At 57.3% G+C, this 17,721-nt stretch carries 15 protein-coding genes and 1 pseudogene; 7 read left to right on the forward strand and 9 right to left on the reverse strand.

Annotation, left to right across the window (positions count from 1 at the left end; translation table 11 throughout):
• Positions 1-119: 119 nt before the first annotated feature.
• Positions 120-665: a peptide-methionine (S)-S-oxide reductase MsrA gene (gene msrA, locus AC0V61_RS04875; RefSeq protein ID WP_486156147.1), complete on the forward strand. Its 546-nt coding sequence runs from the start codon at positions 120-122 to the stop codon at positions 663-665.
• Positions 666-671: 6 nt separating this feature from the next.
• Positions 672-1,511 (forward strand): hypothetical protein, encoded by an 840-nt coding sequence (locus AC0V61_RS04880; RefSeq protein WP_486156148.1) that lies wholly within the window; start codon positions 672-674, stop codon positions 1,509-1,511.
• On the opposite strand, the gene AC0V61_RS04885 is transcribed toward AC0V61_RS04880, so the two are convergent.
• Positions 1,495-2,736 (reverse strand): RsmB/NOP family class I SAM-dependent RNA methyltransferase, encoded by a 1,242-nt coding sequence (locus tag AC0V61_RS04885; protein WP_486156149.1) that lies wholly within the window; start codon positions 2,734-2,736, stop codon positions 1,495-1,497. The genes AC0V61_RS04880 and AC0V61_RS04885 overlap by 17 nt on opposite strands.
• Before the next feature lie 59 nt (positions 2,737-2,795).
• Here AC0V61_RS04885 and AC0V61_RS04890 point away from each other — a divergent pair, with 59 nt between their 5' ends.
• A complete protein-coding gene (locus tag AC0V61_RS04890) occupies positions 2,796-2,978 on the forward strand; it encodes a DUF1674 domain-containing protein (RefSeq protein ID WP_486156150.1) in 183 nt (60 codons plus the stop codon).
• A gap of 71 nt (positions 2,979-3,049) precedes the next feature.
• On the opposite strand, the gene AC0V61_RS04895 is transcribed toward AC0V61_RS04890, so the two are convergent.
• From AC0V61_RS04895 to AC0V61_RS04910, 4 genes are all read right to left on the reverse strand, one after another.
• On the reverse strand, positions 3,050-4,459 hold the full coding sequence (locus AC0V61_RS04895) for a cytochrome P450 (RefSeq protein WP_486156151.1): 1,410 nt from the start codon (positions 4,457-4,459) through the stop codon (positions 3,050-3,052).
• 312 nt (positions 4,460-4,771) lie between these two features.
• Positions 4,772-5,806 carry a ferrochelatase gene (gene hemH / locus AC0V61_RS04900; protein WP_486156152.1) on the reverse strand — a complete coding sequence of 345 codons (1,035 nt, stop codon included), beginning with the start codon at positions 5,804-5,806 and terminating at the stop codon, positions 4,772-4,774.
• 130 nt (positions 5,807-5,936) lie between these two features.
• Positions 5,937-8,171 (reverse strand): molybdopterin cofactor-binding domain-containing protein, encoded by a 2,235-nt coding sequence (locus AC0V61_RS04905; protein ID WP_486156153.1) that lies wholly within the window; start codon positions 8,169-8,171, stop codon positions 5,937-5,939.
• A 6-nt stretch (positions 8,172-8,177) separates the two neighbouring features.
• Positions 8,178-9,179 carry an Mrp/NBP35 family ATP-binding protein gene (locus tag AC0V61_RS04910; protein WP_486156154.1) on the reverse strand — a complete coding sequence of 334 codons (1,002 nt, stop codon included), beginning with the start codon at positions 9,177-9,179 and terminating at the stop codon, positions 8,178-8,180.
• A gap of 74 nt (positions 9,180-9,253) precedes the next feature.
• Between AC0V61_RS04910 and hflK the strand changes: the two genes are divergently transcribed.
• From hflK to AC0V61_RS04925, 3 genes and pseudogenes are all read left to right on the forward strand, one after another.
• Positions 9,254-10,402 (forward strand): protease modulator HflK, encoded by a 1,149-nt coding sequence (hflK, locus tag AC0V61_RS04915; protein ID WP_486156155.1) that lies wholly within the window; start codon positions 9,254-9,256, stop codon positions 10,400-10,402.
• A 1-nt stretch (position 10,403) separates the two neighbouring features.
• On the forward strand, positions 10,404-11,246 hold the full coding sequence (gene hflC / locus AC0V61_RS04920; RefSeq protein ID WP_486156156.1) for a protease modulator HflC: 843 nt from the start codon (positions 10,404-10,406) through the stop codon (positions 11,244-11,246).
• 212 nt (positions 11,247-11,458) lie between these two features.
• Positions 11,459-12,995, forward strand: a pseudogene (locus AC0V61_RS04925) (Do family serine endopeptidase).
• A 135-nt stretch (positions 12,996-13,130) separates the two neighbouring features.
• Here the strand turns inward: AC0V61_RS04925 and AC0V61_RS04930 are convergent.
• The 4 genes from AC0V61_RS04930 to AC0V61_RS04945 form a co-directional block, all read right to left on the reverse strand.
• On the reverse strand, positions 13,131-15,188 hold the full coding sequence (locus AC0V61_RS04930; protein ID WP_486156157.1) for a transglycosylase domain-containing protein: 2,058 nt from the start codon (positions 15,186-15,188) through the stop codon (positions 13,131-13,133).
• Between the two features lie 349 nt (positions 15,189-15,537).
• The gene (msrB, locus tag AC0V61_RS04935) at positions 15,538-15,942 is read right to left on the reverse strand and encodes a peptide-methionine (R)-S-oxide reductase MsrB (RefSeq protein ID WP_486156158.1); all 405 of its coding nucleotides are present in this window, start codon (positions 15,940-15,942) and stop codon (positions 15,538-15,540) included.
• Positions 15,943-16,001: 59 nt separating this feature from the next.
• Entirely contained in the window at positions 16,002-16,673 is a 672-nt protein-coding gene (locus AC0V61_RS04940) for a glutathione S-transferase family protein (protein WP_486159451.1), read from the reverse strand.
• 82 nt (positions 16,674-16,755) lie between these two features.
• Positions 16,756-17,187 carry a hypothetical protein gene (locus AC0V61_RS04945; protein WP_486156159.1) on the reverse strand — a complete coding sequence of 144 codons (432 nt, stop codon included), beginning with the start codon at positions 17,185-17,187 and terminating at the stop codon, positions 16,756-16,758.
• A gap of 127 nt (positions 17,188-17,314) precedes the next feature.
• On the opposite strand from AC0V61_RS04945, the gene AC0V61_RS04950 reads away from it, so the two are divergent.
• On the forward strand, positions 17,315-17,707 hold the full coding sequence (locus tag AC0V61_RS04950) for a VOC family protein (protein WP_486156160.1): 393 nt from the start codon (positions 17,315-17,317) through the stop codon (positions 17,705-17,707).
• Positions 17,708-17,721: the final 14 nt, after the last annotated feature.

The following is a 17,721-nucleotide window of genomic DNA, read 5'->3' on the forward strand; positions in this document are numbered from 1 at the left end:
CGAACACTCTGGCTGGTACTTCTAGGGTTTGACAGCCACATGACAAGGGAAGCGATAAGACCTTTCAGAAAAAAGCAGGCATTCCTATATCCAAATCCAAGAAACCTATCGGAGACACTATGGAACAGGCAATTATCGCAGGCGGATGCTTTTGGTGCACAGAGGCTGTCTTTCGCGATGTCATCGGCGTTGGCGAGGTTGAAAGCGGGTATATTGGTGGCACGCTGGCTGATCCCACGTACAAGCAGGTGTGCACCGGCTCCACCGGCCATGCCGAGGGGATCAGAGTTACCTTTGACCCGGCCGTGATCAGCCTTGCTGAAATCTACGACGTGTTCCTTGGCACGCATGATCCAACCCAGCTTAACCGGCAGGGCAACGATATCGGCACCCAATACCGCAGCGCGATCTTTCCGCTGAATGCTGAGCAAGGCGATGAAGCAAAAGCTGCGATTGCCCGCTGGAACGATGAAAACGCCAAGAGCGCTGTGACCACAATTGAAGGTCTCGAAGGCGAAGCGCAAACGGCCACATGGTATCCGGCAGAGGACTATCATCAGGAATATTGGGATGGTGAAGGCCAACGTAATCCCTATTGCTTGGCGGTGATCCCCCCTAAAATCATGAAGCTGCGCAAGAGTTTTCAGAAGTATGTGAAGGCATAAAGGTTCATGCCCGCGGCGCCCAATCACGCAGCCAATCCTTATTCCCTCGACAATAGTGTGCAAGGCAAGGGCAAGGTCGCGTTCGGTTGTTCGCAGGATGCAGATGCCAACCCTTGGCTTACCCTTGCACCGCACCATCCGGTGGTTATCCAAACGCAGAGTTTCTGGACAGCGGTGGCAGCTTCGATTGCGCTTCAAGGAATGGAGGCCACCCAGTGGAGCGCGCTTACCTGGATTGATTGGGAATTGGGAGAGGGCAACGGCGGCCACGCGGTGCGCGGCGAATACAGACAAGATCAGGCAAGCGAGCATCCGCATTATTCAATCCTACTCTTCAACGCAGCAGATGAGATCGTCGTCTCGATCAAGGGCCGCGGGGTAATCTTTCGCAAGCGCAACTTCGAAGAATGGCGCGAGGGATCAAAAAAGGAGGCGCGCAAGTCCGGCGCCCCCGCCCACTTCAGCCCCGCCGACTTCACCTACGCCGATCGCAGCAAGCTTGCCCTTGTTGACGGCGAGAGTGTGCTTGTTGGACCGTTTGATCCTGCAAGCGGATATGTCGAGGCGCTTGTTACGAAGGAAAACGGCCTTCCCCCCGGCAACGCCTTTATTGGCGGCTCGGGCGATCATGTGAACTCCACCCACTTCCACGAGCTCGCCCGTCAGGCGCTTTTCTTGATCAAAGGCAGAACCGATATCGACACCAGCGGCGAGATGACGATGAAGCGCTATGTCGAATTGGGGACGCCTTTAAGGTTAAAGGTGACAGACCTTGGCAAGAGCACCGCTGTATTCGATCTTGAACAAGTAGGAAAATCTTGCGCGGTGATCAGTTTGAGGTGGTAGTCCACCTGGCAACAAAAAACCCGTCGAGGCCGCCCTCCTCGCTCAGCATTCCGGGATGGGTGCGAAGCCAGCCCTTGGCCGTTGGTTCGAGGGTAGCAGGAAGATCAGCCGATGTGACAGGCGCAGGGATAAGGTCAAACTCGGCGTCGATCCAGTCGGCCTGTGCCTCACCTTCCTCTGGTTCAAGCGAGCAGACCGCATAGATGAGACTTGCGCCGGGTTTAAGCCACCCGATGGCGCGGCTGACCAACTCGCGCTGAATTTGCGCCATCTCTGCAATCTGACGCGGGCCAATGCGGTGAAGTACGTCCGGGTGGCGGCGGCAGGTGCCCGTCGCAGTGCAAGGCGCGTCAATTAAGATGGCATCAAACTTGTGCTTTGGCTCCCAGGAAAGGGCGTTTGCCCTTACCGCTGAGGCTTTGAGGCCGGTGCGTTTGAGGTTCTCTTTAAGCACCCCCAAGCGCCGCTTTGACATATCAAGCGCGGTCACTTTCCAACCGTTTGCAACAAGCGCCATCGTCTTGCCACCGGGCGCAGCGCATAGGTCGAGGACATGACGACCTTCCCCCTTGCCCAGCAGATGCGTCGGGAGCTGCGCTGCCAGATCCTGCACCCACCAAGCCCCCTCTTCAAAGCCCTCAAGCTTCTCAATCGGAGTGCCTCGCGGGATGCGGATGTGGAAGGGAGCGAGACTAACACCGCCCAATTTTGCCTGCCACGGCGAGGTCTCGCTTGTATCCTTCACATGCAGATCAACCTCGGGCGGCTGGATAAGGCCCTTGGCCATACCCTCATAACGGCCCTCAAACCGCTCGGGCAGTGTGGGCGCTTCTGGCAAGGCTGCCTCACGCTTCATCAGCGCCGAGAAAACCCCATGCGCCAGTCGCCGCGGGCCGCCTGCAAGAAGCGGCAGACCGGTGGCGATGACGGCATGAGCAGGAGTTTCCAAACGCAGAGCCTGTGCCAGCATCAACCGCAAAACGCTGCGCGGTTTGGCATCTTGGGGCAATGGCTTTGCCGTCGCGCTATCAATCAGCGCGTCCAAATCGGTGAGCCAGCGCAAAGCCTCTCCGGCAATTGCACGGGCAAGCGCTTGGTCAGGCGCTTTCCTCACATCGCGCAAAGCGGCGGGCGCGGCCTGCTCCAGAGTCTCACCGCGCCGAAGCACCGCATCAAGCATTTTGAGCGCGGCGCGGCGCGCGTGAATTCCGGAAGGTTGAGCCATTGGCAGGTCGCTTACTCTTCCTTGAAACCAAGCGCTAGCTCGCGCATTTGTAAAAGACGATGACGAACAAAAAACCAGCTGCAAAAGATCAGGCCGCAAAAGCCTTCAAAAAGCCAAAGCATTGGACCAATGATCCTGCGCCCAAACCAAAGGCGGTGGACCCTAATAAAGACGAACCGCGCGATTTGTCTCCAACAAGATATGGCGATTGGGAGAAGGACGGGATCGCCTGGGATTTTTGAGTTTTTGCTTTGCGGACCCGCTACGGACGGGCAGTCGCCCTTGCGGCATCAGCGATGCCGTTTGGACTCTTCTACAGTTTTTTAAACTCGATCTTCAGCCCATCTTTCGGCTGCGGAATGGGCCATGGTTGCCAATCGGGCTTATAGCCTGCCTCCGCCTCAATCCGATAGCGCTGCAACAGCTGCGCCAGCAGAATTTTCACCTGCATATACGCAAAGTGCAGCCCCAGACACATATGCGCGCCGCCGCCAAAGGGGACCCATGCATATTTGTGCCGCGCCTTTACCTTGTCAGGTGTGAAACGCATGGGATCAAAGGTGAACGGATTGTCCCAATATTCCTCTGAATGGTGGGTCCAATAAATGTTGATCCCGACAGATTGGCCTGCGGGAATATGATAACCCTCAAACTCGAAATCCTTAAGCGCGCGGCGCGGCATTGATGGGACCGGCGGCATCATGCGCATGGTCTCTTTGAACGCCATCTCGAGCAGCTCAAGCTTGCCAAGGTCCTCGTAAGCGAGCGCTCGCGGATTTCCGTCTGCATCAAGACCGCCCGTGACTGCAAACATCTCCTCACGCACTTTCTCCTGCCATTCAGGCTGTGTCGCGAGATAATACATAAAGGACGTGGCAGAGGATGTGATCGTGTCATGCGCTGCCATCAAAAGGAAGCTCATGTGATCAACCACCGCGTCCACTTCGAGCAGCTCACCATCTTCGGTGGTTGCGGTCGCAAACTGGCTGAACATATCCTGCCCGCCCCCTTCCTTGCGGCGGCGGATGGTCTCTTTGGTGAGAAAGTCGACCATAAAGGCGCGGCCATCCACGCCCTTTTTCATCTTGGTGAAAGGCAAAGGCTTTCTGACCGGTGCAACGCTCGCCTGAACCATATCGACAAAGGCGGTGTTGATCTTATCTGCCTCGGGCCCCCACGGAATGCCAAGGAAACTGTCAGCGGCCAGATCCAGCGTCAGGCTCTTAATCGCGGGGTTAAAGCGCATCGGCCCTTCCCATCCGGCAACTTCGCGCGCGATGCCAGAATTGAGAGCCCCGCAATAATGGCGCATGGGCTGAGGCTTAAACGCAATGGAAAGCGCACGCCGGTCGATGCGGTGGTGATCAAAATCGATCAGCATCAACCCGCGCGGGAACAGCTGATCAAGCACCGGGCCCCAGCCTTGTTCGCTGGAGAAGATTTTGTCCTTGTTGAAAAGCACCAACTCATTCGCATCTGCACCAATCAGCGACACGTTCCAGCCGCCAAAAGCCTTGACCTTGTAGACCTTGCCATACTGCTCAACCATCCGATTGGTGAAGCCATGGGGATCATTAAGCTGCGTGAAGGTATGCCCTACCAAGGGGTAGCCCGCTTCGCCCGGAATATGCGCAATATCGGCAGGCTCGGGCCTTCCTTCGCTCCAATGCGTAAAGCTTGGACCGCCTGCTTTGCTTGGGCTGGGATGGGCTAGAGTTGCCATTTTTTCGGTTTGCTCCAAAAATCTCAATTTAAGTACAACAATTGCAACCTATCAGAGTTCACGAGGGGGTCCAAGCCCTACTTAACTGCCACTCACCAAGGCCAACAAAGTGACACATGTGTCACCTTATTCCTACTCACTTCCTCGCTAAACAACTGAAAATGCAAGATTTCCCATGTTGGAAAAAGGTGACACCTTGGCAAATGAGTTTTGCACCAAGGATGGAGCGGAAAGAACGCCTTAGGCAGAGCTAATTGGCATTGGCCCTGTAGGAAAGGGCATGGCTAGGAAAGGGCTTAGGCGGAAAAGGGGTTAGGCCCAGCCCCCAAGCTCACGGGCAATCATCGCCTCGAGCATTTTGATGCCCGAGCCTGAGACATTGAGGCAATCCAAAACAGCAAATTCCTCGCCGCCGGCCTCGACAAACTCATCCCGGCCCTCAAGCGCCAATTCTTCCAGCGTCTCAACACAATCAGCAGAGAAACCAGGCGCTGCCACCACAAGGCGTTTCGTGCCCTTCTCGCCTTCGGCTTCCAAAGTGTCATCGGTTGCAGGTTCCAGCCACTGCGCCGGGCCAAAGCGCGATTGGAAGGTCGTTTCAAACCGCACCCCTTCCCATTCAGGCCTGCCTTGCAACCGTTCACGCAATAGACGCGAGGTTTTCTGACAGTGGCAGTGATATGGATCACCCTTCTCAAGCGTGCGCTGAGGCATGCCGTGGAAGCTTAAGAGCATAACCTCGGGCTTGAAGCTGAGAGCGGCGATCTGACGCGTCAAATCATCGGCGAGCGCATTTAGATACAGCTCTTCATCGTGATAGGGCGGAAGAAAACGCAAAGCTGGCTGCCAACGCATCCCGCCCAGCACGCGGGCGACTTCATCAAAAACGGTCGCGGTGGTGGCAGCGGAATATTGCGGATAGAGCGGCGCCACCAAAATCCGGTCACAGCCATTGTCCATCATTTTGGTAAGCTGTGTTTCAATCGATGGATTGCCATAGCGCATGGCGTAATCAACCACGACATTTTCGCCAAACTGCCCGGCAATCGCCTCTGCCTGACGCGATGTGATATCGGCCAAAGGCGAGCCGCGATCGGTCCAGATTTTGGAATAGGCCTGCGCACTTTTGGCAGGGCGCGTGTTCAAAATGATCCCGCGCAAAATCGGCTGCCAGGCGATAGCCGGGATTTCGATCACACGCCGGTCAGACAAAAATTGCTTGAGATAGCGCTTCACAGACCCTGGATCAGGCGCATCGGGCGTCCCCAAATTCACCAGAAGCACGCCCACAGACCCGCTTAAAACGGCGGGGTGATCATTGGGAAGATGTTGTTTTTGCCAAGTCATCAGTGGGGCAACGCTTCACAATCGAATTCGGGTCCAAATGTGGCGACAAAAACCTTTTTCAAAGGCCGCTGCGATCCCTCGCGACATATACAGTGATGCTAAAGCCCGCCAGACAGAAGGGGCAATCGCCTCAACCGCAAGCCTGTAGCTGAAAAGAGCGCGTTGGCAATAGCAGGTGACACCACCGCGGTGCCAAGTTCGCCCGGATCAGCGTAAGCGGCAGCGCTGGGAATGACATCGACGATGATCTCGGGGCAATCGGCAAGCTTGGGTAGGCCCAGGTCTGCATATTCAAAGCTATCAGGGAGCCCCCGCGCATTGTCGGCGAATTGCCAAGCGCGATGCCAAGGCCAAACAACAGCCCGCCTTCGATCTGTTGGCGCACAATATCAAGATTGATGGGCCTGCCCACATCCACCGCAGCGGTGAGCCTTGTGACCCGCAAGCCCCCTTCGCCGCGCCGTGCCGTGGCAACGCAGGCAATGCGACCGCCGGTTTGGGCATCCCCAATACGATAACACGCAAGGCCCTGCCCGCTTTGGTCCTGCCCGCCGCCCCATTCGGCCAATGACGCAGCGCGTTGAAGGCACGCTGCAAGCCGCACATCAGAGCCCAGCATAGACATGCGATAAGAAAGCGGCTCTCGGTTGTTTGCGCGCGCAACCTCATCGATAAAACTCTCGACCCCAAAGGCGCTGGCAACATGAGCATTGCCGCGAACGCGCCCTGCGGGATAACCGGTTTCAACAGGGATATGGCGCACAGTGACGCTTGGAAGTTCGTAAGCAGGCACAGCGCCTTCAAGGGCGAGCGCGTCCTTCTCGCCCGTGGTCTCGCGGATCGCTGCCCACGGCGTGAGATTGCCAAACAGGCGGCGACCGAATTCGCGCGTGGATGGAGGGGTCGCCACGCGAATTTTCAGCGCATCAATCGCGCCGGTTTTGGGCCCTGCACCCTCGCCCCCTGCAAGCTGTGCACCGATAAGCGAATAGACAGGGGCATGGGGCCGTGCGTTGACGATCTCCTCGCGCCTGGACCATGTGAGTTGAACCGGGCGGCCAAGCTCTTGTGCGATTTGCGCAACTTCAATGGCGTGGTCATGTTCCAGCCGCGCATCAAAACTGCCGCCTGCTGCCATAGGATAAAGCGCAACGTCCTCAATGCTGAGCCCAACGGCTCTGGCAGCAGCCGCGCGGGCCTGTTCGGGCGCTTGGCTTGCGACCCACAGTTCAAGGCGGCCATCGGTAAGGTTCGCCGCCGCGCTTGCGGTTTCGATCGGGGCTGCGTGGAACGGCTCCACCTCATACCGCCGCGCCATATCAACGCGGGTCATCGCCTCTTCGCCAAAGCCCGTCTCGTGAACCTTGAAACTGTCGCCTGAGGTAAGAAGCGTGTCGAGCCTTGCAGCGATATCTTCGCTGCTGACCGGAAAGTCGGTGGTGAATTGCGGGCGCATTTTTGTGATAGCGCGCTCGGCTGCCCAGCTCGTGGTCGCCGCCACCGCAAGCCAGCGTTTGGTGCGAACCGCGCCGACCACGCCCTTAATGCCCTTTGCGCCCTCGGCATCAAAATCGGTGAGCTCGCTGCCATTGTTGGGCCCGTGGCGGATCGCGGCAAAGACCATGCCGGGAAGGCGCACATCGCCTGCAAAACGGTACGCCCCATCAACTTTGGAGGGAAGGTCAATGCGCGCGAGCGGCTCTTGCGAGGATTGCTCTGCGCTTCGGGGCCTGAGCGGTGGCGGGTCTGGCGGTGATTGCTCCGCGGCACCAGCTGCTAGCTCGCCAAAGGTGGCCTTTTGGTCGCCCCAAGAGACAATGCCATCTGCAACCTCGCATTCTTCCCAAGAGGCCCCCCAAAGGTCTGCGGCTTCCATCGCCAACATAGCGCGCGCGGCAGCAGCGGCTTCACGTGCAGGTTGTTCATAAGCTGCCAAAGACATGCCATCAGCGGTCGCAGTAAACGCATTAGACGTGGCAAAACGCTGAGCCAGATATTGGTCGGTCCCTTGCGATAAGCCCGCTGTCACAGGGTCCCACAATTCGATCCATTTTTGCGCAAGAGCAGTGTTAGCATAAGCGGCCGCAGCCGCCGCGGGTTCAACCGCGATCTGCCGCCAATCTGCACCCAATTCCTCGGCAACGACTTGTGGTATGAGCGTTGTGATCCCTTGCCCCATCTCCAATTGCGGGACAGCAACAGAGACCACCCCATCTTCCGCCACTTTCAGCCAAGCGCCCATCACATGCTCGCCGCGCGCCGGGGTTAAGGGGTTGGGATAGGTGCGAGGCAAAGCCCACCAAGCGATGAGAAGCCCGCCGCCAACAGCAGCGCCTCCAATCAATCCTCGCCGGGTTATCTCCATCAGGACCTAGACTTTGCCGTTTGTTATCCAGCGATCAAGGGCCGTTGCCACCGCTATAAACGGCTGAGCGCCCTCGTCATCGTTCAATGCAGGGGGTTTACCCGCATCACCGGCAAGCCGCGTCTCCATCGTCAGAGGTATTTTGCCGAGGAATGGGATCTCTAAAGCGCCTGCGAATTTCTCCACCCCGCCCTCGCCAAAGGGGTTGGAGATGTGGCCGCATTCCGGGCAAGCATAACCCGACATATTCTCAACCAGCCCAATGATCGGCACATCGCCATCTTCAAAAAGCTGGCCTGCGCGCGCTGCATCAAGGAGCGCCAGATCCTGCGGCGTGGACACCAGCACTGCGCCATCAGGCTTATTATCGGCGAGCATAGAAATCTGCACATCGCCTGTTCCCGGTGGCAGATCGATGAGGAGAAGCTCAGTATCACCCCACTGCGCATCAACAATCTGATTAAGCGCCTTGCCCGCCATCGGCCCCCGCCACGCAAGCGCTTTTCCTTGCGCCACCAAATTGCCCATGGAGAGCATCTTGACGCCATGCGGGCTTTCAATCGGGATGAGTTTTTCGCCGTCCGCCTCTGCTTTCGCCTTTTCAGTGGCGAGCAACCGCGCTTGGCTCGGCCCATAGATATCGCCATCAATGACGCCCACCTTGCGGCCCATCTTTGCCAAAGCCACCGCCAGATTGGTGGTAAGTGTTGATTTGCCAACGCCGCCTTTGCCAGAGCCCACCGCGATAATCATACGCTTGCGCCGATCAGCGATGAGCGCCACGCGCACCTCGTCGACCTGAGGCAGAGCGCCAAGCGCATCTTCGACCAATTTCTCAAGCTCTTCGCGGGCCTTTGCGCCAAGGTCACCGGCCTCTGCGACGACGATGGCACGCGCGTCTTTCAGCCTTGCAGAGCGCACGCGCCCCTGAATTTCTACCGGCAAAGCGCCCCGCAAGAGGCCTTCATCAGCTGCTAGATTTGGGTGTGATGGGGTGTCGCTGCTCATAGAAGAAGGCCTCTATCATCAAAATCCGTGTTTCAACCCCTGTTTTTCCTGCAAACGCATCCTATAGAAGAAACATGCGAATTTTTGACGGTTTACGACAACAGTTTGGCCTTGCGATGGCCGGTAAGAAAAACCCCTGGGATAAAGGATCAGGAGGCGGCTCGGGATCAGGTGGTGATGAACCGTCTGGCGATAAGTCCGATGGGCCCAATAAGAACGGGCCGCGCAACCCCTGGCTCCCCGGTGGTGGTGGCTCGGATGACGGCAAACGCCGTTCAGCCAGCATTGAGGACATCTTCAAGAACAAAGGCCCCGAAGGCCCGCGCCGCGCTGGCGGAGGCGGAGGGCCAAGCATCCGTCTGCCCGAACGGCCCGGTGGCGGGAGTTGGCTTCCCGTCGCATTGGTTGCAATCGCAGCTGTATGGATGATTTTTTCAAGCGTGCATTTCGTCCAGCCGGGCGAGCAGGCAACCGTCACCCGCTTTGGCGGCAAATTCGTCGGAACCTTTGAGCAAGGCACCAACTGGTCATACCCATATCCGATCAGCATGGTGGAAGTTGAAAATGTTGAAGCGGCGCGGATCGAAGAAGTGCCAAGCAAGCTGATCCTGACAGGCGACCAAAACCTTGTCGATCTCAGCTACTCCGTGCGTTGGAACATCAGCGACCTATCGCTTTTCCAATTCCAGTTGGCAGACCCGATTGAAACCGTCCGCGAAGCAGCGGAAACCGCGATGCGTTCATCAGTCGCCGAGAAAACGCTCGACACCGTCATTTCAGGTGAAGGGCGCGCCGATATCCAAGGTAATGTGCAAACCCGCATGCAATCGATCCTCGATAGCTATGGCGCAGGGATCACCGTTCTGGGTATCGAAGTGGACAAAACCGACCCGCCTGAAAGCGTGGTCGAGGCCTTTAACGATGTGCTTGCCGCACAGCAGGATGCTGAACGTGAGCTCAACGGTGCACGTCGGTATTCCCAGCGCCTTCTTGCCCGCGCAGAAGGTGACGCAGAACAGTTCAATCAGATTTACGGCCAATACCGCCTCGCCCCAGAGGTGACGCGCCGCCGGATGTATTATGAAACAATGGAAGCGGTTTTGAGCCGTACGGACAAGACCGTGATCGATGCCAATGGCGTCACGCCTTATCTGCCACTTCGCGAAGTGGAGCGACGTCAGGCCCAACCCGCAACACCAGCAGCACCAGCAGGAGGCCAGTAAGATGCAGGACATTTGGACCCGTTTTCGCTTGCCGATCATCGCTCTTGCAGTTGTTGTTATCGGCTTCTTCTCAACGCTTTTCGTAACGCCAGAGACAAAACAAGCGGTGATCATCCGAACAGGTGAACCGCAGCAAATCGTCAATATGTACAATCCGGATGACCCCTTCGGTCAAACCGGCGCTGGCTTCTGGTTCCGCATTCCTTTCATTGACCGCGTGCAAATGGTTGAGCGCCGCGTGCTCGACCTCGACATGGACAATGAACAAGTGCTCACCAGCGACCAACAGCGTTTGCGAGTGAACGCTTATGCGCGCTACCGGATCATCCAGCCGGTGAACATGATTGAGCGCGCTGGTGATGAAACACGCCTCAACGCACAGCTTGCGCGGATCCTTCGCTCTGCCTTGCGTCAGGAATTGGGCCGCCGGACTTTCGCCAGCCTTCTGACAGCAGAGCGCGGCAATGCAATGAGCCGCATTCGCGAAACGCTTGATACGCAGTCGCGCGAATATGGCGCGCAGATCATTGATGTGCGGATCAAAGCGGCTGACCTACCCGAAGGCACGCCCTTGCAAGCCGCCTTCACAAGGATGATTTCCGAACGCCAAGAGCAAGCCGAAACCATCCGCGCGCAAGGCCGCAAGAATGCGCAGATCATCCGCGCAGAAGCCGATGCAGAGGCAGCAGCAACCTATGCAAGCGCCTATGGCAAGGACCCGGAATTCTATGATTTCTACCGCGCCATGGAAAGCTATCGCCAGACCTTCATCCAAGGCGAAGGCGACAGCACGATGGTGCTTGATGCGGACAATGAGTATTTCAACCAGTTCAATGGTCGGTAATCGGGCCGACTTATGGTGGCGCAGTTTACGTCGGTCCTAACTATCCGGTAACCGACCAACGGCACACTGCGAACTACCGACTACATCCGTGTTCAATCACGGTTAAGTGCGTCTGAGGCCTAAAGGCAGGCGTAACTTGGAATATCTTTAGGGCTCAGGTGAACGGCCGACTTGCTGTTCACGGTGCCCGATGAAGGAAGGAATAGAACGAGGTGAGCAACGTGCGGTATGTATACGGACTGACGAGCGCGCTTTTGGTTGGAGGCGCTGCGGTATCTTTGATGGCAGGTATGCCAGCAGGGGCGCAGGTCGCGCAAAATGACGCAGGCGTGATGGACAGAGTGGTGCCAGTGGCAGGCGCTCCAACAAGCTTTGCCGACTTAACCGAGCAATTGCAGCCAGCCGTGGTCAATATCGCCACACGCCAATCGGTCGAAGTCAACCGCAATCCTTTTGCAGGCACGCCCTTTGCAGAACTCTTCAATCGCCGCGGCGGAGGCAATCAGCCACAACGCCGCGAAGCGCAGTCCTTGGGCTCAGGCTTCATCATCAGCGCCGATGGCTTTGTTGTCACCAACAACCACGTGGTGGCCCCTGACAATCGCGCCCGGCTTGAAGAGATCACCGTGACCTTCCCCGATGGCACAGAATATGAAGCTGATCTGGTGGGCGCAGATGCCGATTCTGACTTGGCCGTGCTCAAAATCAAATCGGACAACACCTTTCCCTTCGTGACATTCGGCAACAGCGCCGAGGCGCGCGTGGGTGAGTGGGTGATGGCCATTGGCAACCCGTTTGGCCTTGGCGGAACGGTGACCTCCGGGATCATCTCAGCGGTTTATCGCAACACCGGCCAAGGCGGCGCTTATGATCGCTTTATCCAGACAGATGCCTCCATCAACCGGGGTAACTCGGGCGGGCCGCTGTTCGATATGCGTGGCAATGTGATTGGCATTAACAATGCGATCTTCTCACCGTCTGGTGGCAGCGTGGGCATCGGCTTTGCCATCCCCAGCGAAATCGCAGAACCTATCGTCAATCAGCTCAAAGCGGGTCAGGAAATTGAGCGCGGCTATCTGGGCGTCAGCCTCCAGCCGGTGAACGATGACCTTGCCGATCTCGCTTGGCATTGACCGCAATCGCGGTGAGATTGTGCAGATCGTGACCGACGATAGCCCAGCAGAGCGCGCTGGCATGAAAGCAGGCGACATTATCATCAATGTGAACGGTAATGCCGTGACATCTGACCAGACGGTCTCCTTCCTTGTCGCCAATATCAACCCGGGGGAAAGCATCCCCGTAACCGTGCTTCGCGAAGGCCGCGAGGTGGCATTGGATGCAACGCTTGCCAAACGGCCAAGCGCTGAGGAACTGGCAGCACAAGCGCAGACTTTCGACCCTGATTCCGAAGAGCCGATGAGCCCGGACGAAGGCGATGATACCATTGCTGAAAAGCTTGGTCTTCAAGTGCTCGAAATGACGCCGCAAATCGCACGCAGCATCGGCGTTGACACTGATACGCAAGGCCTTGTGATCGGCGCGGTTGATCCAAATTCTGATGCAGGCCGCAAGGGTCTGCGCCGGGGCGATGTGATCTTGTCGGCAAATTACCAAGCGGTGGGCACGGTTGAGGCCATGCGCGAACAGATTACCTCTGCCGAAGAGGCAGGACGTGACGCAGTGCTCCTTCGCATCCAGCGCCGCGGACAGCCACCACGCTTCCTGCCTATTCGCCTTCGGGGCAACTAAGGGCGTCACCACTAAAGGCGTCGCATCTAAAAGCGTCGCGACCAAATCAAAAACCCCCGAAGCAGCGATGCCTCGGGGGTTTTTTGTATCGGGAGCTTTTTCTCGGGGGTTTTGCTTTGCTCGCTAGCGCTCTTCTCACTCCAGAGGAGGATCATCCTCCAAGAACGCTGGATCAATAGCGGAAGGAGGAGGCCCTTGGGGCGGACTTCTTTGTGGAGCTCTTTGCGGGGCTCTTTGAGGACCCCTGGGCGAACTTGGGGTGCCCCCAATCGCCTCTTCGAGAAAGTCGTCGCTTACCGCTGGCGGCGGCTCTTCAATCCGGCCCACACCGCGCTCACCCTCGACATCAAACGCCGGGCTTTCAGCCTCGCGGCGGCCCGGTTCGACCAGATTGCCCTGCTCATCGATAAAGTAATAGTCGTCCGGATCACCAAACAACGCCTCTTCATCAGGTTCCAATTGCCACTCGGGCAGGTTCAATTCGATATCAAACTCTTCCTCGGGCCGGTCTTTGACCGCGTATCGCATATAGGCGGCAAAGGCGCGTGCAGGGGCGCGCCCACCTTGGAGGCCTGAGACCTTTTTCGCATCATCGCGGCCCATCCACACACCTGTGGTGATCCCGCTGGAAAAGCCCACAAACCACCCATCTTTGTTAGAGCTGGTCGTACCCGTCTTGCCCGCCACAGGCCGCCCGATTTGCGCCGCGCGCCCGGTGCCCGTTTGGACCGCCGCCTGCAAAAGATCGGTGATCCCGGCGGCCACATAATCGGGCACAAGCTTGGTCTCACGCGTTTTCTTACGCTGGTAAATCGTCTCTCCATCGGCGGTGACCACTTTGGAGATGCCATAAGGCTCCACCGCCATGCCGCCCGATGAGATACCGGCAAAGGCCTGTGTCATCTCCAAAAGCCGCACCTCTGATGCGCCCAGCACCATGGAAGGGAAGGTCGAAACAGGAGAGCTCACCCCGAACCGGCGCGCCATCGAGGCGACCGTGCCAAAGCCCACCTCATTACCCAATTGCGCTGCCACAGTGTTGATCGAATAGGCAAAAGAGGTGCGAAGGTCCGTTTCGCCCACATTGCGGCCATTGGCGTTGCGCGGGCTCCACCCGTCGATTGTGACCGGCACGTCCTTGACCTTGTCATCGGGCGTGTATCCCGCTTCGAGCGCCGCCAGATAGACGAACAATTTCCATGAAGAGCCCGGTTGGCGCATGGCATCGGTTGCGCGGTTGAAATTGCTTTCGACGTAGTCGGTCCCGCCCACCAGCGCCAGGATCGCACCATCGCGGTCAAGGCTGACAAGGGCCCCTTGCGCCCCATCGGGTGAATTGGCTTTGACCGCCGCTGTCGCGGCACGCTGCATCCCCACATCCAAAGTGGTGTGCACTTCAAGCGGCGCGCTTGTCTCGGGCAGGATCAGGTCAAGCTGTGGCAAGGCCCAATCGGTGAAGTAACGCACTGAATTTTGCCCACCTTGGCGCTTCAATTTGACCGCATCGACATCAACCTTTGCCTGATCAGCGGTGATGTATCCCTGCTCGCGCATCAGGCGAAGAACCACGGTAGCCCGGTCAACGGCGGCCTGAACATCGGCGGTGGGGGAATAGGAACTCGGCGCTTTGACAAGCCCTGCGATAATCGCCGCTTCCGCGATAGAAAGCTCGCTTCCATCATGGCTAAAGAAGGTGCGCGAGGCGCTATCGATACCGTATGCCCCGCCGCCGAAATACACCTTGTTGAGGTAAAGCTCGAGGATCTGTTCTTTGGAAAACTTCCACTCCAACGCCATCGCAAGGATCGCCTCGCGCGCCTTACGGTCAATCGTGCGATTGGAGGACAAGAAAAGATTGCGCGCAAGCTGCTGAGTGATAGTCGAGGTCCCGCCGACCCTTGCGCGTGCACCGGTAAAGCCCTCTATCACCGCGCCCGTTAAGCGGATGGGATCAACCCCGTAATGCGAATGGAAACGTTTATCCTCCACCGCAATCATAGCGTCGCGCATGTTTTGCGGGATGTCTTCGTGATCAAGCCAAACCCCGTAGCTTGGCCCGATTTCAACGATTTCGGTTCCATCGCGCGAAAGCACGCGGATGGTTTGGCCCGCCTGGCTTGATTTGAGCTGATAAAAACTTGGGAGCGAGCGGGCTGCAAAGCCGACTGCAAAGGCAAGGAAGACCGCACCCAAAAGTGCCGCAAGACTGCCGAAAACAAGCCCCCGCTTGGTCCATTTCCAAAGCGGCGAAGGTTCGCCTTCTCGATTTAGCTTTGTTTTTTTCGCAGAGGATGAGCTTTTTTCTTACCAGACGACGCGCGTTCAGAAGCGGCGCGGCGCGAGCCACGCTTGTTCTTGTTCGAGATGCTGTCACCTCGCTTCGACATTCAGCGTTTTCGCACTCTCTTGCTGGCTACCTGCCCAATTTCTGACACAATATGGCAAAACAAGTTGTAACGGCGCGTGAACGCAAGGGACAGGCCCATTCCTATGCCTTGCACATATTGCGCGTTTAAATGCGCCGCGTTCAGAGATTTGGCGCTCAATCTTCGGGCGCGAATTCGAGTGCCGCGGAATTGATGCAATATCGCAGCCCCCCTTGTTCGGGTGGGCCATCGGGGAAGACGTGTCCCAAATGGCTGTTGCATTTGCCACAGCGCACTTCGGTGCGGATCATGCCGAAAGAGACATCGCGGTGCTCATCGATCACCTCTTCATCAGCAGGCTTGGTGAACGCAGGCCAACCGCAGCCCGAGTTATATTTGGCAGCGCTAATGAACAATCGCGTTCCGCAAGCGGCGCACATATATTCGCCGTTTTCGTAGAATTTGTCGAATTTGCCAGTGAAAGCGCGCTCAGTTCCCGCCTCGCGCAGGATATGAAACTGCTCTGCGGAAAGCCGCTCGCGCCACTCGTCTTCGGTCACCATTTTGGGATCGTCAGTCATTTAATGCCCTCTTCTCTTGAGGGGAATATCGGCGTGCGTTGCCCAAGGTGCAAGGGGGTTTACCCGTCCACTAGTGCATAGTGCTCTGGCGGCTTAATCACATCCATGCGTTCAGACAGGAGCGGGCGGAAGCTGGGGCGGCTTTTGAAGACCGAATACCAGCCGCGCGTTTGTTCATGGCCTTTCCAGTCAATCCCGCCAAGGTAATCCGCAACGCTGATTTGTGCAGCGGCAGCAAGGTCAGCAAGGCTCATGGTGGAGCCTGCAAGCCAAGGGCGATTGTCGATCAGCCAATCCATATAATCGAGGTGTCCGTGGGCAAATTTCATCGCCTCGCGCAAAATGGTGCTGTTGGGGGGCTGTTTATAAATGAGGCGCTTTTTCATCCGCTCCATCAGCAAGGGCCCGGTCACATCGGCATAAAAGTTTTCATCGAAAAGCGCGACCAACCGGCGGATTTCAGCGCGGTTAGCCGCCGTCCCATTGATCATGGGCGAAGTGTCGACGGTCTCTTCGAAATACTCCCCAATCGCGCGGCTGTCAGCAAGCACGATGTTCTTCTGTTGGTTGACCACAACAGGCGTGGTCCCCGCAGCGTTCAAATTGGGAAACATCTCTGATGGTGCCCAAGGGTCTTCGCGCACCAGGTCATAGGCAATCCCCTTCTCCCCCATGAGAAGACGGATTTTGCGCGAAAACGGACACAGAGGAAATTGGTAGACTTGCCACATTGCGAGATAGGCTATGCCGCAAACCAGCCGCAAAAGCCACAACAGCAGCGCTCGTTTGATCAACTATTGCACGCCTTTGGGCTCAGTTTTGAACCTGTGTTTGTGACGATGACGCCTCGAGCAGGACAAGACAGGCCGGCATCATGCCTTCAACGGCTGCAAAATCATCGGCGCTAAGCCGGGTCTTTTCTGCATCGACCAATCGCACAACGTCAGAGCGTTCAAGGCTGTAGGTGTCGATCAACCGCGCCATCGCGTTCAGAAAGAATTCGCGCGCGCCTGCGTCTTCCATGCTCGGCCACGCGCCGCCCCTTGCATCGCCTGCTGCCTGCCACCCGTGGACAATCGCAAAAGCCATGCCGCAGCGCGGACCCGTCGCCTCTTCGACCTGCAAATCGGCAAAGCTTGTCGGCTTTGATGTCGTGAGGGGCTGGGTCGTAAGGGGCTGGGTCGTAAGGGGCTGGGCCTGGAGCGCGAAGGGAGCCACAAGGCCCGCGATAATCGAGAATATCATCACCCGGCCCTACATCTGCGTGTCTGAACACAGGGCTACAAATCGCACGTACAGGCAAAAACGCTTGCTGCGTATCTTCAGGCGACTTAGGCCTGTGCCGGTTCAATGCATGAGAGGAGAAATTTCCATGCTCAATCACGTGATGCTCGGTTCAAACGACATCGAAAAGACAAAAACCTTCTACAACGCAGCTCTTGGCGTCCTTGGTGCAGGTGAGCCCATGGTGCATGTGAATGACACCGGCCAAACCCGGCTTTTCTACATTCACAACGGCAGCACTTTTTCGATCTCAGAGCCCATCAACGGCAAGCCAGCTGAGCCTTCGAACGGCTTCACCCTTGGCTTTATGTGCGATTCCCCGGAGCAAATTCAGGAGTTTCACGATGTTGCGGTCGCAAATGGCGGCACGACTTGCGAAGACCCTCCCGGCCTTCGCGAAAGCACAATGGGTCCGATGTATCTGTGCTATTTCACCGATCCTGATGGCCACAAAATTTGCGGTATCCACCGGCCTTCTTGATGAGGGCCCCGGCC

This window comes from Erythrobacter sp. JB1-4 (genome assembly GCF_057365025.1).

What these genes read in the sequence shown, in the direction of transcription:
- hemH (WP_486156152.1), bottom strand. Translation starts at nt 5,806, where the DNA reads ATGACTTGGCAAAAACAACATCTTCCCAATGATCACCCCGCCGTTTTA.
- AC0V61_RS04940 (WP_486159451.1), bottom strand. Translation starts at nt 16,673, where the DNA reads ATGTGGCAAGTCTACCAATTTCCTCTGTGTCCGTTTTCGCGCAAAATC.
- AC0V61_RS04910 (WP_486156154.1), bottom strand. Translation starts at nt 9,179, where the DNA reads ATGAGCAGCGACACCCCATCACACCCAAATCTAGCAGCTGATGAAGGC.
- msrB (WP_486156158.1), bottom strand. Translation starts at nt 15,942, where the DNA reads ATGACTGACGATCCCAAAATGGTGACCGAAGACGAGTGGCGCGAGCGG.
- hflK (WP_486156155.1), top strand. Translation starts at nt 9,254, where the DNA reads ATGCGAATTTTTGACGGTTTACGACAACAGTTTGGCCTTGCGATGGCC.
- AC0V61_RS04945 (WP_486156159.1), bottom strand. Translation starts at nt 17,187, where the DNA reads ATGATATTCTCGATTATCGCGGGCCTTGTGGCTCCCTTCGCGCTCCAG.
- hflC (WP_486156156.1), top strand. Translation starts at nt 10,404, where the DNA reads ATGCAGGACATTTGGACCCGTTTTCGCTTGCCGATCATCGCTCTTGCA.
- AC0V61_RS04885 (WP_486156149.1), bottom strand. Translation starts at nt 2,736, where the DNA reads ATGGCTCAACCTTCCGGAATTCACGCGCGCCGCGCCGCGCTCAAAATG.
- AC0V61_RS04905 (WP_486156153.1), bottom strand. Translation starts at nt 8,171, where the DNA reads ATGGAGATAACCCGGCGAGGATTGATTGGAGGCGCTGCTGTTGGCGGC.
- msrA (WP_486156147.1), top strand. Translation starts at nt 120, where the DNA reads ATGGAACAGGCAATTATCGCAGGCGGATGCTTTTGGTGCACAGAGGCT.
- AC0V61_RS04890 (WP_486156150.1), top strand. Translation starts at nt 2,796, where the DNA reads ATGACGAACAAAAAACCAGCTGCAAAAGATCAGGCCGCAAAAGCCTTC.
- AC0V61_RS04950 (WP_486156160.1), top strand. Translation starts at nt 17,315, where the DNA reads ATGCTCAATCACGTGATGCTCGGTTCAAACGACATCGAAAAGACAAAA.
- AC0V61_RS04880 (WP_486156148.1), top strand. Translation starts at nt 672, where the DNA reads ATGCCCGCGGCGCCCAATCACGCAGCCAATCCTTATTCCCTCGACAAT.
- AC0V61_RS04895 (WP_486156151.1), bottom strand. Translation starts at nt 4,459, where the DNA reads ATGGCAACTCTAGCCCATCCCAGCCCAAGCAAAGCAGGCGGTCCAAGC.